This window comes from Winogradskyella helgolandensis, from assembly GCF_013404085.1.
In the GTDB taxonomy this organism is placed as follows: domain Bacteria; phylum Bacteroidota; class Bacteroidia; order Flavobacteriales; family Flavobacteriaceae; genus Winogradskyella; species Winogradskyella helgolandensis.
Map to the genome: position 1 here is coordinate 182,421 of NZ_JABFHO010000001.1, position 19,415 is coordinate 201,835.

Consider the following 19,415-nt stretch of genomic DNA (forward strand, 5'->3'; position numbering starts at 1 on the left):
GTGTTAACAAAACCCGATTTGACGTATCCTAAAGCTATAAAAAAAACGTTATAGTAGAAAGAGGATTAACAAAGTGACGTAGTAATGACGTAGTAAAAAGTAAGAATCAAGTAAGAATAAGTGTCTAATTTTTAATATTTAACAAATAATCCACTAAAGAAATGTCATTTTCTAAATTTAATTTCTTTTTTAATCGATATCGATGCGTTTCGACCCCTCTTACTGAGATATTCATAAGTGGTGCAATCTCTTTTGAAGATAAATTCATTTTGATGTAAGCACAAATCTTTAAATCTTTTGGTGTAAGCTTGGAATGTTTTGTTTTTAACGCTACAAAAAATTCATCGTGTACTTGACTAAAATTATTCTCAAAGACCTCCCATTCGTCTTTTAAGACGATAGAGTTATCTAATTTTTTAACGAGCTTTTTATAGGAGTAATAATTATTAAAGCCCTCTTTATTGATCATCAAATCTTTTTTGATGTCTTGCAACGTTTCATTTTTCTTAACCAAGGCCATAGCATTATTCGCTAGCTGCTTACTTTTAAGCTTTATTTCATTCTGCAGCGATTCATTTTTAAGCTCAACGATTCGCTTTTCATTCTCTAACGTTTTCTCTCGTAATAGCTCTTGCTGAGCTTTTTGATATTTAATTTTAATAAGGCGTTGCTCCTTTGCGATTTTTTTATTGTGAAGTGAGTAAAACACAACTATCGTTAAACCTGCTAAAAGAATATACAATATATAACCAAGCGTATCTCTATACCAAGGAGGATACACATCTACATTCAAAGATTGAATTGCAGATACATTACCCGCATTATCACTTGTCCTAAAAGAGATAAGATAATCACCATCTATAAGATTTGAAAACTCTACTCTGTTACCATCAATTTTATACCATAAGCTATCATCTTCAGCAACATCGGCTTCAGAAATATTATATTCAAAGAAATGGTTAAGAGATTTTGAAGAGGATAATTCTACAGCTATATTTTCTTTAAACTTGAAATCGATCTGGTCTTCATTAATATGAGTTAAAGTAATAGGTGAATCACTTATTGAAATAGATTCAATGTCTGGTTTATATAAGTTAGCATCTGTGATAGAAGTACTATTTATGACCATAAAACCATTATCAAGATTTAAAGCATAACTAGAATCATTAATCTTGGAAACGTTTTCGTATCCAACAATATATCTATTCTTTAGAAATACATCGTTAAGAAAAAACTCGTCATGCGCAGTATTGAACGACCTAAATTTTATAAATCCATCTTTACTTTTTAAAGCAAACAGATCTGTATTATCATCAGATATGATATAACTGTTCTTTCCAAGTAAGTCATTAAGCAATTCGTAAGGGACTATAGAATCTAAAATGGGCTCATATTTTTGCCAACCTTCATTAGATTTAAAGCTAATATTATTACGAATATTATATACCCTTATATTATAATTAGAACTTATTCCTTTGTGGTGATAATCTTTTACTGAAGTTATCGTGTCAAAATTATCATCAAAATTAAATTTAAAAACACCTTTGGTTGCATGAGCTACCCAAGCTGTATGCGGATTTTCAAACACTAAAAAGCGCGAAGGTATTGTGGTTTTACCTAAGTGCTTCACATGCCACTCACCTGATATTTTTTCAAATTTCACTAAACCGGAATATGTACCCTGAATATAGGTGTGTTTTCTTTCTGGTACTTTTTTTATGGTCCAGCCACCTGTATGTGTAGAAATATTAGTAAACTTATTTTTATCTACGATAAATGTACCTTCATTATGCCCGCAAAGTAGATCCCCTTCTATAATCTCTAAATCCCAAACCTGGCCCTGTGACCCCTCTATAAATTGTAACTTCTCATTTTCATCCAACCAAAATAACCCTGTATTGGTTCCTATATAAATGACTCCTTTATATTTTACAATGTCATAGACAGCTCCCAACTTACCCGAGATATCATTAAAAAAGTAATTACTACTATTGAGCTCTATATTAGAGATACCATTATCTAAGCCCAACCAAAGATTACCTGTATTATCTATAGACTGTCCTAAAATAGTATTATTAAATAAGCCATTTTCTTTACTAATGTGAAACTTAGATTTCCCATTGTTATCAGTTAAGAAGACACCATCCTTAATAGTCCCAAAAACCATATCTCCACTATCTAAAATGGAAAATTCATTTAATTGATGCCTTTGAATTTGTTTATTGATTTCAAAATTAGTTGGGATCAACCTACCTTTATCTAGAAAAAAACTTCCTTTTAATGATGTCATTAACAATAGCTTATCCTTATACTTGTTAATGGAAATAATTTTGGTATCTAACAATACCTCATTAAAATAAAAAGGCTCTAACGTTTTACCTTTTAACAAAAACACTCCTTCATTTAAAGTACTTACATATAAATTTTCATCAACGACGCTACAAGAAATTATAACAGAACTAGGTCTTAACTGAATGACATTTTCAAAATCGTAGATATAAATATTTAGAAATGACCTGAAAATAATCTTACCATTAAAACTTACTATTTCCCAAATTTCTTCATTTGGAGAGATAAGGTCTGGAATCATCTTACTTAAAGAAAAATATTCTAAGGTCCCAAAATCATCGCGTTTCCAGTATCCAAATTCCTCATAAGACCCTGTGTAAACAACATCGTCTACAGCCAATACTGATCTTATAATAGTTTTATTTGGTAATGGAAAAAATTTCCAAACCAAAGCATCATACTCTAATAACCCACTATTATTAGCAACATAAACTTTACCATTATCAGCCCTAGTAATATCCCAATTTTGGTTACCTGCCTTATATTCTGCTAAAGTATAATTATGAATACTTGGAGTAAATTGACTATAGCAATCTGAAGAAAAAACAAATAAGAAAAGTAAAAAAACTAACAATTTTTTCATACAGTAATAATATACGAATTTTAAGAAAACATTTTAAAAATAAGCATTTCATTCAACGTGACTCAACTTACATCAAAAATTCGTGACATTAAAAAAGACCCAACTGAAGTTGAGCCTTTTATAAATTAACACTTAAACGTTATTATTTTTTAGTCATTAGCACATCATTAATTACATATACAATACCATTTGACGCATCAACATTACCCTGAACGACTTGAGATTTTTTACCTCTAGAATCCTGTATCATATACTGATCACCGTCCATCATAATTGTTAATTCCTCACCTGCAACTGTTTTAAAAGTATATTTACCTTTCCCGCCTTTAATTGCTTCTAACAATTGATCTGAAGTCAATTTTCCAGAAACGACATGATATTTTAATATCCCTTGAAGACTTTCCTTATTCTCAGCTTTCAATAGATTATCTACAGTACCTTCTGGTAATTTAGAAAACGCTTGATTAGATGGCGCAAAAACAGTGTAATCACCAGGCTCTGATAACATTGCAACTAAATCAGCAGCTTTCAATGCGGCAACTAAAGTGGACAAATCTTCATTTGCTATTGCCTTACCTGCAACACTTGTCTCCATAGCCATAGCTTTCTTTTCTTCTTCCATATTTTCTATGTCTACCTTCTGATTAGCCTCCATTTCAATTTTTGCAGCTTCCATCTCCCTCTTCTCTTCTTCTTTTTCACCATCATTACATGCTGTTGTTACTACAAATAACATACACATCACTCCAGCCAATATTCTATTCATTTTTAATTTCATAATTAATTTTATTTACTTGGTTATGTTATATATACGTCTATGAACGCCTATGGATTTTATGAATCATAGGTTTAGTATAATTTTAACTAAAAATAAACTCAGAATTTAAGCCTAAAAAAAAATGATTAAAGCCCTCTATTTCCATAAAAAAATCACACACTTGGACATCATATTTATTTGAGTTTAAAATATTGTTTTTCAAATACTTACGCCAATGTTAATACTATTGAATTTAGATTACTAAATAGAATGTCATTATCTATAAATGGCATATCAAGTAATTTAGATTCAGCAAATCATTTTTGTGTCATATTGAGCGCAGCCGAAATGCCTAAATAATATTATGAGCGAATTAAACAAATACAGTAAAACCGTTACACAAGATCCAACACAACCAGCAGCTCAAGCCATGCTGCATGCAATTGGGTTAACAAAAGAAGATTTTTTTAAACCAATTGTAGGTATTGCAAGCACAGGTTACGAAGGTAACCCATGTAATATGCACCTTAACGACTTGGCAAAACTGGTTAAAGAAGGTACAAAAAATGAAGATGTTATTGGGTTAATTTTTAACACTATTGGTGTTAGTGATGGTATTTCCATGGGAACTCCAGGCATGCGTTACTCATTACCATCGCGTGATATTATTGCAGATTCTATGGAAACTGTTGTACAAGCTATGAGTTACGATGGTTTAATTACCGTTGTGGGTTGCGATAAAAATATGCCAGGAGCATTAATGGCAATGATTCGTTTAGACAGACCAAGTATTTTAGTTTATGGAGGTACTATAGATTCTGGTTGCCACGAAGGAAAAAAATTAGATGTCGTGTCAGCGTTTGAAGCTTGGGGAAGCAAAGTTGCTGGTACCATGGAAGAAAGTGAATATCAAAGTATTGTTGAAAAAGCCTGTCCAGGAGCTGGAGCATGTGGTGGCATGTATACTGCAAACACAATGGCTTCTGCAATTGAAGCTTTAGGAATGACACTGCCTTTTAATTCTTCTAATCCTGCATTAAGCGATGCTAAGAAAACAGAATCTGTAAAAGCAGGAGAAGCTTTACGTTTACTTTTAGAAAAAGACATAAAACCTTCTGATATTATTACTCGAAAGTCAATAGAAAATGCGGTGAGATTAGTTACCATTCTGGGCGGATCTACAAATGCTGTCTTACACTTTTTAGCAATTGCCAGAGCTGCTCAAATAGATTTCACATTAAAAGATTTTCAAACTATTAGTGATAACACCCCATTTTTGGCCGATTTAAAACCAAGTGGTAAATATTTAATGGAAGATGTGCATGCTGTTGGAGGAATTCCTGCGGTATTAAAATATCTTCTTAAAAAAGGACTTATACACGGAGATTGTTTAACTGTCACAGGAAAAACAATTGCAGAGAATTTATTAGATGTCGATGATTTAAAAGAAGGACAAGACGTCATTAAACCCATTGAAGAACCTATTAAAATATCAGGACACTTAAGAATGTTGTATGGAAATTTAGCAACCGAAGGAAGTGTCGCTAAAATCACTGGAAAAGAAGGCTTATGTTTCCGTGGTAAAGCAAAAGTTTTTGAAGGAGAATATGCAGCAAACGATGGTATTAGAGATGGGAAAGTTGAAAAAGGAGATGTAGTTGTTATCAGATATGAAGGACCAAAAGGAGGACCCGGAATGCCAGAAATGCTAAAACCAACCGCTGCAATTATGGGCGCTGGTTTAGGTAAAGATGTCGCTTTAATCACCGATGGAAGATTCTCAGGAGGAACCCATGGCTTTGTTGTTGGCCACATCACACCTGAAGCACAAGAAGGAGGTACCATAGCCGTCGTCAAAGACGGAGACATTATTACAATTGATGCTGAAACTAATTCAATTTCATTAGAAGTTTCAGAGGAAGAATTACAAAAAAGAAGACAGCAATGGAAAGCACCAGAATTAAAATTTGAACGTGGTGTTTTATATAAATATGCTAAAACCGTTTCATCAGCATCTAAAGGATGCGTAACTGATGAGTTTTAGACGAAAAACAATTATTATAAAGATGTCATCCTGAGCTTGTCTAAGGATTTCAAAACATATATATGAGATGAAAGAAACTCAAACCATACAAAACAAGACTAAAGCTACAGAAACTACAGAACGTATTTCAGGTAGTGAAGCGGTTATAAAATGTCTGTTAGCCGAAAGTGTAGAAATCCTTTACGGTTATCCTGGTGGAGCAATTATGCCAGTTTATGATGAATTATATAAGTATCAAGATAAAATCCATCACGTCTTATCGCGTCATGAGCAAGGTGCCGCACATGCTGCACAAGGTTATGCGCGTATTTCCGGTAAGGTTGGAGTTGCCATGGCAACTTCTGGACCCGGAGCAACCAATTTAATTACGGGTATTGCAGATGCACAAATAGATTCTACTCCTTTGGTTTGCATCACAGGTCAAGTAGGCTCTCATTTACTAGGAAGTGATGCCTTTCAGGAAACTGACATTGTAGGTATTTCTACTCCAGTAACGAAATGGAATATTCAGGTGACTAAAGCAGCACAAATTCCTGAAGCTTTTGCAAAAGCATTTTATATTGCAAAAAGTGGAAGACCAGGACCTGTATTAATTGATATTACCAAAGATGCTCAGTTTGAAGAATTTGATTTTAAATACGAAAAATGCAAAGGAGTTAGAAGTTATAAACCTGTTCCAGATACGGATGAAAATTCGTTAAAAGCCGCAGCAGAACTTATAAATAATGCTAAAAAGCCACTTATAGTTTGGGGACAAGGTATTATTCTAGGTAAAGCTGAAGAAGAATTTAAAGCGGTTATCGAAAAAGCAGGTATTCCTTCTGCTTGGACGATTTTAGGGGCTTCAGCAATTCCTACCTCTCATCCACTAAATGTTGGAATGGTTGGTATGCATGGAAATTATGCTCCAAATGTTTTAACTAACGAATGTGATGTGTTAATTGCTATAGGTATGCGTTTCGATGATCGTGTTACCGGAAATTTAGAGACGTATGCAAAGCAGGCAAAAATTGTTCATTTTGAAATTGATCCTGCCGAAGTTGATAAAAATGTTCAAACCGATGTTGCCGTTTTAGGTGATGCTAAAGCTAGCTTAAAAAGCTTATTACCATTATTGAATGAAAATTCTCATAGTGCTTGGCATCAAAAATTTAAAGATTTATATACCATAGAATACGATAAAGTCATTAAAAATGATTTACATCCTACTAAAGAAGGTTTAACCATGGGTGAAGTGTTGAAAGAAATCAACCTACAAACTAAAGGTGAAGCAGCCATTGTAAGTGATGTTGGTCAACACCAAATGATAGCTTGCCGTTATGCCGAATTCAATAAAACCAAAAGTAATATTACGTCTGGCGGTTTAGGCACCATGGGCTTTGCATTACCAGCAGCTATTGGCGCAAAAATGGCAGCACCAGACCGTGAAGTTGTAATGATTGCTGGAGATGGTGGATACCAAATGAATATTCAAGAATTAGGAACCATCTTTCAACAAAAAGTACCTGTAAAAATTGTGGTCTTAAATAACGAATTCCTAGGTATGGTACGTCAGTGGCAACAACTGTTTTTTGATAAACGTTATGCCTCTACCGAAATGGTAAATCCAGATTTTGTTGCCATTGCAAAAGGCTATTCTATTGAAGCACAAAAAGTAACAGAACGCAAAGATTTAAAAGCTGCTGTAAAAGAAATGATTGATTGTGAAGGTCCTTATTTCTTAGAAGTTAGAGTAGAAAAGGAAGGTAATGTTTTCCCAATGATTCCAACAGGAGCAAGTGTTTCAGATATACGATTAGAGTAAATTAAAGAAAAAAGAATACAGAGAAAAGAACAAAGACAAATGAGAGAAAAAATTAAAATGGAATCATATACAAGTCTATTTGCTATTCTCTCTTATCTAAAATCTCAAAGAAATGAGTACAGAAAACAAACAATATACCGTTTCAATATATACGGAAAACAACATTGGATTGTTGAATAGAATTTCGGCAATATTCCAAAGAAGACACATGAATATTGAGAGTTTAAACACGTCACCTTCTGAAATTGATGGTGTGTCAAGATTCACTATTGTCGTCAATATTACCGAATCTCAAATGAAAAAGATTCAAGGTCAGATAGAAAAACAAGTCGAAGTGATAAAAGCATTTTATCATACAGAAGAAGAAATCATTTATCAAGAATCTTGTATATTCAAAATGAGATCTAATTTATTGTTTGATGAACGTCAAATTCAGAATATAATTAAAGAAAGTAACGCAAGAATTGTTACCGTAAATCGTGATTTCTTCGTTATTGAAAAATCAGGACGAAAAGAAGAAATAGACCTATTACATAGAGAATTAACTGTTTTTGGAATCATGCAATTTACGCGTTCAGGACGCATTGCTGTCACTAAAGACGAAATGAAAATATCAACAATGCTTAAAGCGTTGCAACATTAAAATAGAAGAAAAAATGTCAAATTATTTCAACACATTACCATTAAGAGAACAATTAGAGCAATTAGGAAAATGTCGTTTTATGGACGCTTCAGAATTTGAAGATGGCGTAAACGCATTAAAAGGAAAGAAAATCGTAATCGTTGGTTGTGGTGCACAAGGCCTTAATCAAGGTTTAAATATGCGCGATTCTGGATTAGATATTTCGTACGCCTTAAGACAAATTGCTATTGACCAAAAACGTGATTCTTACAAGAATGCAACGTCTAACGGTTTTACAGTTGGAACGTATGAGGAATTAATTCCTGATGCAGATTTAGTGTTAAACTTAACACCAGACAAGCAACACACAAATGTTGTAAAAGCCGTAATGCCTTTAATGAAAAAAGGAGCCACATTAAGCTATTCTCATGGTTTTAATATTGTAGAAGAAGGCACTAAAGTTCGTGAGGACATCACTGTTATAATGGTGGCACCAAAATGTCCTGGAACAGAAGTAAGAGAAGAATATAAAAGAGGATTTGGTGTACCAACATTAACAGCTGTACACCCAGAAAATGATCCTGAAGGAAAAGGTTGGGCACAAGCAAAAGCTTATGCCGCAGCAACTGGAGGGCATCGTGCTGGAGTTTTAGAATCGTCTTTTATTGCTGAAGTAAAAAGTGATTTAATGGGAGAACAAACCATTCTTTGTGGTTTACTTCAAACAGGAGCCATTCTATCTTTCGACAAAATGGTTGAAGAAGGCATCGAACCTGGTTATGCTGCTAAATTGATTCAGTTTGGTTGGGAAACCATTACCGAAGCTTTGAAACATGGTGGAATTACCAACATGATGGATCGATTATCTAATCCTGCGAAAATTAAAGCTTTCGAATTATCTGAAGAATTAAAAGGCATTATGCATCCACTTTTTGAAAAGCATATGGACGATATTATTTCTGGGCATTTCTCAAAAACCATGATGGAAGATTGGGCAAATGATGATGTAAATCTTTTAAAATGGAGAGCTGAAACTGGAGAAACTGCTTTTGAAAAAACACCTTTAACGTCAGATCATATTACAGAACAAGAATATTTTGATCATGGTGTTTTATTAGTCGCTTTTGTAAAGTCTGGTGTAGAACTAGCGTTCGAAACTATGGTTAGTGCTGGTATCATCGAAGATTCTGCTTATTACGAATCTTTACATGAATTACCATTAATCGCTAATACCATCGCAAGAAAAAAGTTATTCGAAATGAATCGCGTAATTTCTGATACAGCAGAATATGGTTGTTATTTATTTGACCATGCTTGTAAACCCTTATTGACTGATTTTATGAAAACGGTTGATACTGATATCATCGGGAAATCATTTTCAAAAACAACGGGAGTTGATAATATAGAATTAATTGCTGTAAATGATGCCATTAGAAATCATCCGATCGAAGCTGTTGGTCAACGTTTACGTGCTGCAATGACAGCAATGAAAGTTATTAAAACTGAAGATGTAAAAACAAATGATTCTGTTTTAGCATAAATATTACAGACCTGTCAGATTTTATGTTGGCTGAGTAAAGTCAAAGTCAAAACCTGACAGGTTTTTTTTAAAACAAAGAAATTCCCGCTTGCGTGGGAAGTACACATGGAAGAAACCAAAATCACATACAGACCAACATTAAAAGCAGTTGAAGCTGCTGCCGAAAAATTAAAAGGTATTGCTCACGTAACACCGTTAGTTAGAAACACACGTTATTCAAAGCATTTTGATGCTAATATTTTCTTTAAAAGAGAAGACTTACAAGATGTGCGTTCTTATAAAATTCGAGGTGCCTACAATAAAATTTCATCCTTAAATGCTGCTCAAATTGAAAATGAGATTGTATGTGCAAGCGCAGGAAATCATGCTCAAGGTGTGGCTATTTCATGTAAACTATTAAAAATAAAAGGCACTATTTTTATGCCTTCACCAACACCTAATCAAAAGATTGAACAAGTAAAAATGTTTGGCGAAGATTATGTAGATGTTGTTTTAGTTGGTGATACTTTTGATGATGCCTACCATGCAGCCATGCAACAGAGTGAAGAACTCAACAAAACATTTGTACACCCTTTTAATGACGAGAAAGTTATTGAAGGTCAGGCAACCGTTGGCCTAGAAATTATTGACCAAGCTAAAGCGCATCCTATTCATTATGTTTTTGTACCAGTTGGTGGCGGTGGCTTAGCGGCAGGATTATCTTCAGTATTTAAAATCTTATCGCCTCAAACTAAAATTATTAGTGTAGAGCCAAAAGGAGCACCTGCAATGATGACATCCATTAGAGCTAATAAAAACACAGAATTAAAAACCATCGATAGTTTTGTAGATGGAGCTGCAGTAAAACGTGTTGGTGATTTAAGTTTTGCCATTTGTAAAGAGACATTACATCGTGTTGTAACTGTAGATGAAGGTAAAATTTGTCAGACGATTCTAGACTTATATAATAAAGATGCCATTGTTGTAGAACCTGCAGGCGCTTTAAGTCTTTGTGCATTAGATCAATTTTCCGAAGAAATAAAAGGAAAAAATGTAGTGTGTGTTATCAGCGGAAGTAATAACGATATCACTAGAATGGCCGAAATAAAAGAACGCGCTCTTATTTATACCAATTTAAAACATTATTTCATTGTTAAGTTTCCACAACGTGCTGGAGCTTTACGTGATTTTGTAGTGGATATTTTAGGGCCAACAGATGATATTACACACTTTGAATACACGAAAAAAGTCAACAGAGAAAATGATGTTGCAGTCGTAGGATTGCAATTAAAATCTCCAGATGACTTAGAACCTTTAATAGCCAAAATGAAACGTCATAATTTCTTTGGAGATTACCTAAATGACAAACCCGATTTATTTCAATTTTTAGTATAGCTTAACACCCGGTTAATGCAATAAAAGCATACTTTTTAGTATCTTTATACTAACAATTAACAGTATAAATAAAGTTTTATGACTTCTACCTTTGTGAACATTCCAGAACAGTTTCAAATTAAAAAATTAGTAGATCAGAACACCTATTTAGTAGATGGAGCTCTGATACCTTGGAGAGGTGAAACGTCTAAAGTATATTCTACTATTTCTTCAACTGAAGACTACCAACCTACACTTCTTGGAACGATACCAACCTTAGGAAAAAAGGAAGCCATTAAAGCATTAGATGCTGCTGTTTCCGCATACGATAAAGGACAAGGTTTATGGCCAACTATGAAGGTTGTGGATAGAATTGCCTGCATGGAAAAATTCGTAGTGCAAATGAAAACTAAGCGTGAGGAAATTGTAAAACTTCTCATGTGGGAAATTGGTAAAACTCTGCCTGACTCTGAAAAAGAATTTGATAGAACCGTTGAATACATTTATGATACTATAGAAGATTATACACAAATGGATCGTGACAGCGCTAAATTTGTTAAAAGCTCTGGTGTTAACGCACATATAAGAAGAGGCCCTTTAGGTGTTGTACTTTGTTTGGGTCCTTATAATTATCCTTTAAATGAAACTTTCGCATTGTTGATTCCTGCTCTAATTATGGGAAATACAGCCATTTTTAAACCTGCGAAACATGGAGTTCTATTAATTTCACCATTGTTGGAAGCCTTTAGAGATAGTTTTCCAAAAGGGGTTGTAAACATTATTTATGGAAGAGGAAGAACCGTTGCTGCACCAATCATGCAAACCGGAAAAGTAGATGTATTAGCTTTAATCGGAAATAGTAAATCAGCAAACGCACTACAAAATCAACATCCTAAAAGTAATAGATTACGATTAGTCCTAGGTCTTGAAGCTAAAAATCCAGCCATTGTTTTACCAGATGCCGATTTAGATTTAGCCATTGATGAATGTATCGCAGGAACCACCTCGTTTAATGGTCAACGTTGTACAGCTTTAAAAGTCTTATATGTACATGAAAACATTATTGAAGAATTCAATAAACGATTTTCTGCTAAAGTTGACGCTTTAAAATTTGGAAACCCATGGGAAGACGGAGCTAAATTAACTCCATTGCCAGAACCAGATAAACCTGCTTATATTCAAGATTTAATTAACGATGCTACTGATAATGGAGCGAAAGTAATTAATTCAAAAGGCGGAGAAACAACAGAAAATTATATTTTTCCAGCCGTATTATATCCTGTTACAAAGGACATGCGTGTTTTTCAAGAAGAACAATTTGGACCTGTAATTCCTATAGTGCCGTTTTCAGATATTGAAGAACCTTTAGATGATATGGCAGAATCTAATTACGGACAGCAAGTAAGTTTGTTTGGTAAAGATGTTAAAACATTAGCGCCATTAATAGATACCTTGGTAAATTTAGTGTGTCGTGTAAATTTAAATAGCTCTTGCCAACGTGGCCCAGACGTTTATCCGTTCACAGGAAGAAAAGATTCAGCCGTTGCTACATTGAGTGTCCACGATGCATTACGTTCATTTTCAATCAGAACTTTTGTTGCTTCAAAAGACAACGATTATAACAATGCTATTTTGAAAGACCTCTTAGATTCTAGAGCTTCAAATTTTGTAAGTACAGATTACATCCTTTAACGAAAGGTGGCATTAAGGTTTTTAAATTGAATTATTTAAAGTTTTATTACGAAGAATTATGAATTTCATAAAAATTTCATAAAAGCCCATATATTAAGGCGATATATAAATTTTAATTCTAAATTTACACTATGTTAACTCAAAGAAATAGAATTGAAAGACCCACACGCGTGTTATTAAACAAGCGACGTCGCTAATGGCATTACTTAAAACCATTCAGTTAATCAATTTTAATTTTTTCACTTTGAACAATTCAACATCTTTATCTCCCTTTTCAATTTTAGTAAACCCTAATACTAAAGCAGATTTTGTACGCCATATTTTAAGTCGTCGCCCGGAAGGGTATAATCTATATTAGGAACTTAGGTGTGTCCAGTTCTTCATTTCAAGAAAATCAAACATTTTATAATCTAAAAAAACAATCACAATGAAAATTGTAATTGCTGATAAATCACATAGCATTTATGCAGATCTCATTTGCGAAACTATCGCAGATGCTGCTACAGTTAGAGGTACTGGTATCGCAAAACGAAAACCAGAATACATCATTACAAAGATGGAAAATGGTAATGCCGTTATTGCTTTAGAAGGCGATAAATTTGCAGGCTTCTGCTATATTGAAGCATGGAGTCATGGTAAATTTGTAGCAAATTCAGGCTTAATTGTGCATCCTGATTTCAGAAATATAGGCTTAGCTAAACAAATTAAAAAAGTAATTTTTGATCACTCAAGAACAAAATTCCCAAACTCTAAAGTTTTTAGTATTACAACTGGTTTAGCCGTTATGAAAATGAATAGCGAGTTAGGTTATAAACCCGTTACGTTTTCAGAGTTAACAGATGACCAATCCTTTTGGAAAGGTTGCCAAACTTGTAAAAACTTTGATGTTCTAACAAGAACAGAGCAAAAAATGTGCTTATGCACAGGGATGCTCTACGATCCGGCTAAAGCTGAAATACCAAAACCAAAAGAACACACTAAAGAACACACTAAAGATCGTGCTTATGATAAAAAAGTGTGGACGCGATTAAAACTTATAAAACAGAATATGTTTTTAAAAAAAGACAATAAAGATGAACCGAGCAATTAAATGCGAACACATTTTACAATTGAAAAACAATAAAAGCGAAAAATGAATAAAAAATTAGTTATAGCATATAGTGGAGGATTAGACACATCTTACTGCGCTGTGAGCTTAAGTAAAGCCGGCTACGATGTACATGCGGTTAGCGTAAACACAGGTGGCTTTACAACCGACGAAATTAAAACGATTGAAAGTAATGCCTATAAAATGGGCGTTTCGACATATAAAAATATTGATGCCATTGCATCGTATTACGATAAAGTGATTAAGTATTTAATCTTTGGAAATGTATTGAAGAACAATACGTATCCATTATCTGTAAGTGCCGAGCGAATTATCCAAGCTATTGAAATTGTTCAATATGCCAAAAGTATTGATGCCAAATATATTGCACACGGAAGTACTGGCGCAGGAAACGACCAAGTGCGATTTGATATGATTTTTCAAACCTTAGCACCAGAAATCGAAATCATTACTCCTATTAGAGATGGGAAATTAACCAGACAACAAGAAATTGATTACCTCGTTGAAAATGGTATCGATATGTCATGGAACAAAGCCAAATACTCAGTTAATAAAGGCCTTTGGGGAACGAGTGTTGGCGGAGAAGAAACATTAACGTCTGAAAAACCATTACCAGATTCTGCTTACCCTTCACAGTTAAAACATTCAGATCCTGAAAAAGTGGCTTTAACTTTTTCTAAAGGTGAATTGGTTGCTATAAACGGAGAAGAAAACAGTCCGGAAGTTAATATTGAAGTTTTAAACAACTTAGCTTCAGCTTATGCTATTGGCAGAGATATTCATGTAGGAGATACGATTGTTGGTATTAAAGGACGGGTTGGTTTTGAAGCTGCCGCAGCTTTAATTACCATCAAAGCACATCACCTCTTAGAAAAACATACCTTAACGAAATGGCAATTACAACATAAAGATTATTTATCTAGTTTCTACGGTATGCATTTGCACGAAGGCCAATATTTGGATCCTGTAATGCGAGATATGGAAGCCTTTTTACAGAGTAGTCAAGATAAAGTTTCAGGAGAAGTTATCGTAACACTTAAGCCTTATCATTTCTCATTAGATGGTATTAAATCTGAACACGATTTAATGAATGCGAAGTTCGGAAGTTATGGCGAAGAAAATAAAGGTTGGACTGCAGACGAAGCCAAAGGGTTTATAAAAATATTTGGCAATCAAAACAAGATTTATCAGCAAGTCAATAACTAAATAAGACCTCGCAGGTTTTTAAAACCGAGCAGGTCTGAACAAAGTGTAATCAAATAAAGATAACCGTTTTCACGGTCACTGAGATGAAAAAACTAAAAGCAGGCATTATAGGAGGAGCTGGTTACACAGCTGGCGAATTAATAAGATTATTGATTCATCACTCTAAAGTAGAAATCGACTTTGTTTATAGTACATCTAATGCTGGAAATAAAGTAAGTAAGGTGCATCAAGATTTATTAGGATCTACCGATTTAGAGTTTTCAAGCGAAATTAATCCTAAAATTGATGTGTTGTTCTTGTGTTTAGGCCACGGCAACTCAAAAACTTTTTTGGAACAAAACAGTTTTTCTGAAACGACAAAGATTATCGATTTAAGTAATGATTTTAGATTAACGGGTGATTCAAATTTTGATGGAAAACCATTCATTTATGGACTTCCCGAACTGAATAAAACAGCGATTCAAAAAGCGAATTACATTGCAAATCCAGGTTGTTTTGCTACTGCTATTCAAATGGCTTTATTGCCTTTAGCACAAGCAAATGTATTAAAAAATGACGTTCATATTAATGCTGTAACAGGCGCAACTGGCGCAGGAACCTCATTATCAACTACAACACATTTTACCTGGAGAGATAATAATTTTTCACATTACAAAGCCTTTACACATCAGCATTTAGGCGAAATCAATCAAACGGTAAATGGGTTACAATCGGATTTTAGTTCAGAAATCATTTTTATGCCAAATCGCGGCGATTTTTCAAGAGGAATTTTTGCTACACTTTACACCAAATTTGAAGGTAGTTTAGAAGACGCAAAAACATTGTATTCAGATTTTTATAAAGATGCTGCTTTTACTTTTGTTTCTGACGAAGAGATTCATTTAAAACAAGTGGTTAATACTAATAAATGCATCCTTCATTTACATAAACATGAAAACAAATTATTAGTTACAAGCATCATTGATAATTTATTAAAAGGCGCATCAGGACAAGCGATTCAAAATATGAATTTAATGTATGGTTTTGAAGAAACTGAAGGTTTACGATTAAAAGCTAATTATTTTTAACAAACATAGACCTTGCAGGTTTATAAAACCTAGCAGGTCTAAACCAAAATATAGATTCTTCCCTTCGCAGAAATGACAAAAAATAAGATGAACCGAGCATTTTTAATGCGAACACATTTTACCATTAAAAAACAATAGAAAAGCAAAATGAAAATAGCAATCATAGGCACAGGCAATTTAGGCAAGTCCATAGCAAAAGGACTCATCACTAATAATGCTATCACAACATTATACTTAACTAAACGAAACTTAGATGGTATTCAAGATTTAGACGGTTATAAGAATGTAGTACTAACAACCGACAATATTGAAGCGGTTAAGCACTCTGACATTTTAATATTCGCTGTTCAACCCGCGCATTTTGAAAAAATTTTAAATGATGTAAAACCTCATTTAACAGAAAAACATGTTTTAATTTCTACTATAACAGGATTTTCAATTTCACGCATTGAGGATCAAGTTGGAAGCGATCAATTTATAATTAGAGCCATGCCAAACACAGCCATTGCTGTTGGTAAATCTATGACGTGTATGTGCAGTAATGAATTAGGAAAAAAACGTATTCCTATTGCCGAAGCTATTTTTAACCGATTGGGTCATACATTGGCGATTCCAGAAACGCAGATGCAAGCAGCCACCGTAGTTTGTGCGAGCGGCATTGCATTTTGGATGCGACTAATTAGAGCGACGACGCAAGCAGCAATTCAGTTAGGTTTTGACGCCAAAGAAGCGCAAGAGTTAGCCATGTACACTAGTGAAGGAGCTGCTAACTTGCTGATAGAAAACGGCAATCATCCAGAAGAAGAAATTGACCGTGTTACCACACCAAAAGGTTGTACCATTGAAGGGTTAAATGAAATGGAACACAAAGGATTGAGCTCATCTTTAATTCAAGGTATGGTCGCTTCGTTTAATAAGATTAGCAATATTAAGAAAGAGCAAATCTGATATGATTTCCCTACAAGGTTTTTGAAACTTTTCAGGATAAAAAATAAAAAATATGAGTTTATTTAATGTATATCCACTATTTGACATCACACCTGTAAGTGCAAAAGATGTTTACGTTTACGACGACAAAAATGTTGAGTATCTAGATTTATACGGAGGACACGCGGTGATTTCTATTGGACATTCACACCCAAAATATGTATCAGCTATTTCTAATCAAGTTGAAAAATTAGGTTTTTATAGTAATGCGATTCAAAATCCATTACAAGTTGAATTAGCAGATAAATTAGAAGCGCTTTCTGACTGTAAAGATTACCAATTATTTTTGTGTAATTCTGGAGCAGAAGCGAATGAAAATGCTCTAAAACTAGCGTCATTCCACAATGGAAAAAAGAAAGTTTTAGCGTTTAAAAATTCATTTCACGGCAGAACATCTGCTGCAGTAGCTGCCACCGACAACCCAAAAATTGTAGCACCAATTAATGCACAACAACATGTTGACTTTGTAGAATTAGGCGATTTAGATACTGTTGAACAAATTTTGAAACAGAACGAAACTTGTGCTATAATTGTCGAATTTATACAAGGAGTTGGCGGTTTAGATCAAAGCACTACAGAATTCTATCAAGGTCTCGAAACACTTTGCAAGCACTACAACACAGCCTTAATCGCTGACGAAGTACAATCTGGATTCGGTAGAACTGGCGACTTTTTCGCTTTTCAAAAACACAACATTACACCAGATATTATCTCAATTGCCAAAGGAATGGGAAATGGGTTTCCAGTTGGAGGGATTTTAATACACCCTTCAATTAAAGCCTCTTTTGGTTTATTAGGAACCACATTTGGAGGTAATCATTTAGCATGCGCTGCAACATTATCTGTTTTAGACGTTTTAGAAGAAGAAAACTTAATGGAAAATGCTCATAACATTTCAGATTATTTTCTAGAAAAAGCCAAAGGATTACCCAACTTAAAATCGATTAAAGGTCGTGGTTTAATGATTGGATTGGAATTTGATTTTCCAATTTCCGAATTGAGAAAAAAATTAATTTTCGATCATCATATTTTCACAGGAAGTGCAAAGAATCCAAATTTGATACGTATTCTTCCTCCATTAACGATTCAGAAAAAACACATTGATGTCTTTTTTGAAGCGTTAGAAAAAGAATTAAATAAATTGTAACATGAAACTGTGAAAAAACACCCCCTCAAGTCCCCTCAAGGGGACAATCCACTCAGACGAATTGGACAATTGTCCCCTTGAGGGGACTTTAGGGGTGTAAACGTAAAGAAAGTCAAACTAAAAGTTACCCACTTTCGTGGGCACGAAGATGAAAAATTACACCAAAATAAAAGACATTTCAAACCTATCTGAAACCATAAAGGAAGCTATTTTACTAAAAATGAATCCTTTTGAATTTCAAGATTTAGGAAAACATAAAACCTTAGTAATGCTCTTTTTTAATTCGAGTTTAAGAACCCGATTAAGCACCGAAAAAGCAGCAAAAAACTTAGGCATGGATGTCATGATTTTAAACGTGAATGATGCCTGGAATATTGAGTTTGAAGATGGCTCAATTATGAATGGGAACTCATCGGAACACATTAAAGAAGCCGCACAAGTGATTTCGCAATATGCAGATATCATTGCTGTAAGAGCATTTCCAACATTACAAGATAAAGCTAAAGATGAATCAGAATACATTCTCAATAACTTTAAAAAATACGCAACTGTTCCAATCGTGAATATGGAAAGTGCAACAGCACATCCATTGCAAGCTTTAGCAGATGCAATAACTATTTCTGAACTAACTGAAAACGCTAGACCAAAAGTGGTTATTTCTTGGGCACCACACCCAAAAGCATTGCCACAAGCCGTCCCAAATTCGTTTGTAGAAATGATGCAACATTTAGAGGTTGATTTAACCATCACACATCCTAAAGGTTATGAATTAAGTGAAGACATCACTAAAGACACACCAATAAATTACAATCAAGAGGACGCTTTAAAAGATGCTGATTTTGTTTATGTAAAAAACTGGAGTAGTTACAATGACTACGGAAAAATATTGAGTCAGGATAACAATTGGATGATGACCAGGTCGAAATTAGGTCATGCAAAATTTATGCATTGCTTACCTGTAAGACGAAATGTAATTGTTGAAGATGCGGTATTAGATAGTGATCAGTCTGTGGTGATTAAACAAGCGAACAATAGAACGTATGCTGCCCAAGTTGTTTTGAAACAGATTTTAGAGGATTTATAATCCGGCTATCTGACCTAGCAGGTTTTAAAACCTTGCAGGTCTTAAAAAAAAGTAGAAATCAAAAAGATACTC

General features: G+C 34.0%; 14 protein-coding genes. 12 read left to right on the forward strand and 2 right to left on the reverse strand.

Going from position 1 to position 19,415, the window contains the following annotated elements; genetic code table 11:
- Positions 1-124: 124 nt before the first annotated feature.
- Together HM992_RS00655 and HM992_RS00660 are read right to left on the reverse strand one after the other, a co-directional pair.
- A complete protein-coding gene (locus HM992_RS00655) occupies positions 125-2,932 on the reverse strand; it encodes a helix-turn-helix and ligand-binding sensor domain-containing protein (RefSeq protein ID WP_179318134.1) in 2,808 nt (935 codons plus the stop codon).
- A gap of 142 nt (positions 2,933-3,074) precedes the next feature.
- Positions 3,075-3,710, reverse strand: a complete 636-nt coding sequence (locus tag HM992_RS00660; RefSeq protein WP_229720421.1) for a fasciclin domain-containing protein — start codon at positions 3,708-3,710, stop codon at positions 3,075-3,077.
- Between the two features lie 343 nt (positions 3,711-4,053).
- Here HM992_RS00660 and ilvD point away from each other — a divergent pair, with 343 nt between their 5' ends.
- The 12 genes from ilvD to HM992_RS00720 all read left to right on the forward strand — a co-directional run bounded on the left by ilvD (position 4,054) and on the right by HM992_RS00720 (position 19,343).
- Entirely contained in the window at positions 4,054-5,733 is a 1,680-nt protein-coding gene (gene ilvD / locus HM992_RS00665) for a dihydroxy-acid dehydratase (protein ID WP_178983353.1), read from the forward strand.
- Positions 5,734-5,800: 67 nt separating this feature from the next.
- Positions 5,801-7,537, forward strand: coding sequence for a biosynthetic-type acetolactate synthase large subunit (gene ilvB / locus HM992_RS00670; protein WP_179318136.1), 1,737 nt, complete (start codon positions 5,801-5,803; stop codon positions 7,535-7,537).
- A 112-nt stretch (positions 7,538-7,649) separates the two neighbouring features.
- Positions 7,650-8,180: an acetolactate synthase small subunit gene (gene ilvN, locus HM992_RS00675; protein ID WP_178983351.1), complete on the forward strand. Its 531-nt coding sequence runs from the start codon at positions 7,650-7,652 to the stop codon at positions 8,178-8,180.
- A gap of 13 nt (positions 8,181-8,193) precedes the next feature.
- Positions 8,194-9,699 carry a ketol-acid reductoisomerase gene (ilvC, locus tag HM992_RS00680; protein ID WP_179318137.1) on the forward strand — a complete coding sequence of 502 codons (1,506 nt, stop codon included), beginning with the start codon at positions 8,194-8,196 and terminating at the stop codon, positions 9,697-9,699.
- A gap of 105 nt (positions 9,700-9,804) precedes the next feature.
- A complete protein-coding gene (ilvA, locus tag HM992_RS00685) occupies positions 9,805-11,073 on the forward strand; it encodes a threonine ammonia-lyase IlvA (RefSeq protein WP_179318138.1) in 1,269 nt (422 codons plus the stop codon).
- Between the two features lie 78 nt (positions 11,074-11,151).
- Positions 11,152-12,744: an NADP-dependent glyceraldehyde-3-phosphate dehydrogenase gene (locus HM992_RS00690; protein WP_178983348.1), complete on the forward strand. Its 1,593-nt coding sequence runs from the start codon at positions 11,152-11,154 to the stop codon at positions 12,742-12,744.
- 427 nt (positions 12,745-13,171) lie between these two features.
- Positions 13,172-13,834 carry a GNAT family N-acetyltransferase gene (locus tag HM992_RS00695; protein ID WP_179318140.1) on the forward strand — a complete coding sequence of 221 codons (663 nt, stop codon included), beginning with the start codon at positions 13,172-13,174 and terminating at the stop codon, positions 13,832-13,834.
- Positions 13,835-13,876: 42 nt separating this feature from the next.
- Positions 13,877-15,058, forward strand: a complete 1,182-nt coding sequence (locus tag HM992_RS00700) for an argininosuccinate synthase (protein ID WP_179318142.1) — start codon at positions 13,877-13,879, stop codon at positions 15,056-15,058.
- 83 nt (positions 15,059-15,141) lie between these two features.
- Complete coding sequence (gene argC / locus HM992_RS00705; RefSeq protein WP_179318144.1) at positions 15,142-16,125, forward strand: N-acetyl-gamma-glutamyl-phosphate reductase; 984 nt, start codon at positions 15,142-15,144, stop codon at positions 16,123-16,125.
- Between the two features lie 147 nt (positions 16,126-16,272).
- A complete protein-coding gene (gene proC / locus HM992_RS00710; protein WP_179318146.1) occupies positions 16,273-17,073 on the forward strand; it encodes a pyrroline-5-carboxylate reductase in 801 nt (266 codons plus the stop codon).
- 52 nt (positions 17,074-17,125) lie between these two features.
- Positions 17,126-18,259, forward strand: coding sequence for an aspartate aminotransferase family protein (locus HM992_RS00715; protein ID WP_179318148.1), 1,134 nt, complete (start codon positions 17,126-17,128; stop codon positions 18,257-18,259).
- 148 nt (positions 18,260-18,407) lie between these two features.
- The gene (locus HM992_RS00720) at positions 18,408-19,343 is read left to right on the forward strand and encodes a Rossmann-fold NAD(P)-binding domain-containing protein (RefSeq protein ID WP_179318150.1); all 936 of its coding nucleotides are present in this window, start codon (positions 18,408-18,410) and stop codon (positions 19,341-19,343) included.
- The last annotated feature ends 72 nt before the right edge of the window (positions 19,344-19,415 follow it).

Excerpts from the sequence above, each read along its gene's own strand:
- HM992_RS00660 (WP_229720421.1), bottom strand. The coding sequence starts at position 3,710 with ATGAAATTAAAAATGAATAGAATATTGGCTGGAGTGATGTGTATGTTA.
- argC (WP_179318144.1), top strand. The coding sequence starts at position 15,142 with ATGAAAAAACTAAAAGCAGGCATTATAGGAGGAGCTGGTTACACAGCT.
- HM992_RS00690 (WP_178983348.1), top strand. The coding sequence starts at position 11,152 with ATGACTTCTACCTTTGTGAACATTCCAGAACAGTTTCAAATTAAAAAA.
- proC (WP_179318146.1), top strand. The coding sequence starts at position 16,273 with ATGAAAATAGCAATCATAGGCACAGGCAATTTAGGCAAGTCCATAGCA.
- HM992_RS00695 (WP_179318140.1), top strand. The coding sequence starts at position 13,172 with ATGAAAATTGTAATTGCTGATAAATCACATAGCATTTATGCAGATCTC.
- HM992_RS00715 (WP_179318148.1), top strand. The coding sequence starts at position 17,126 with ATGAGTTTATTTAATGTATATCCACTATTTGACATCACACCTGTAAGT.
- HM992_RS00720 (WP_179318150.1), top strand. The coding sequence starts at position 18,408 with ATGAAAAATTACACCAAAATAAAAGACATTTCAAACCTATCTGAAACC.
- ilvD (WP_178983353.1), top strand. The coding sequence starts at position 4,054 with ATGAGCGAATTAAACAAATACAGTAAAACCGTTACACAAGATCCAACA.
- ilvN (WP_178983351.1), top strand. The coding sequence starts at position 7,650 with ATGAGTACAGAAAACAAACAATATACCGTTTCAATATATACGGAAAAC.
- ilvA (WP_179318138.1), top strand. The coding sequence starts at position 9,805 with ATGGAAGAAACCAAAATCACATACAGACCAACATTAAAAGCAGTTGAA.
- HM992_RS00655 (WP_179318134.1), bottom strand. The coding sequence starts at position 2,932 with ATGAAAAAATTGTTAGTTTTTTTACTTTTCTTATTTGTTTTTTCTTCA.
- ilvC (WP_179318137.1), top strand. The coding sequence starts at position 8,194 with ATGTCAAATTATTTCAACACATTACCATTAAGAGAACAATTAGAGCAA.
- ilvB (WP_179318136.1), top strand. The coding sequence starts at position 5,801 with ATGAAAGAAACTCAAACCATACAAAACAAGACTAAAGCTACAGAAACT.
- HM992_RS00700 (WP_179318142.1), top strand. The coding sequence starts at position 13,877 with ATGAATAAAAAATTAGTTATAGCATATAGTGGAGGATTAGACACATCT.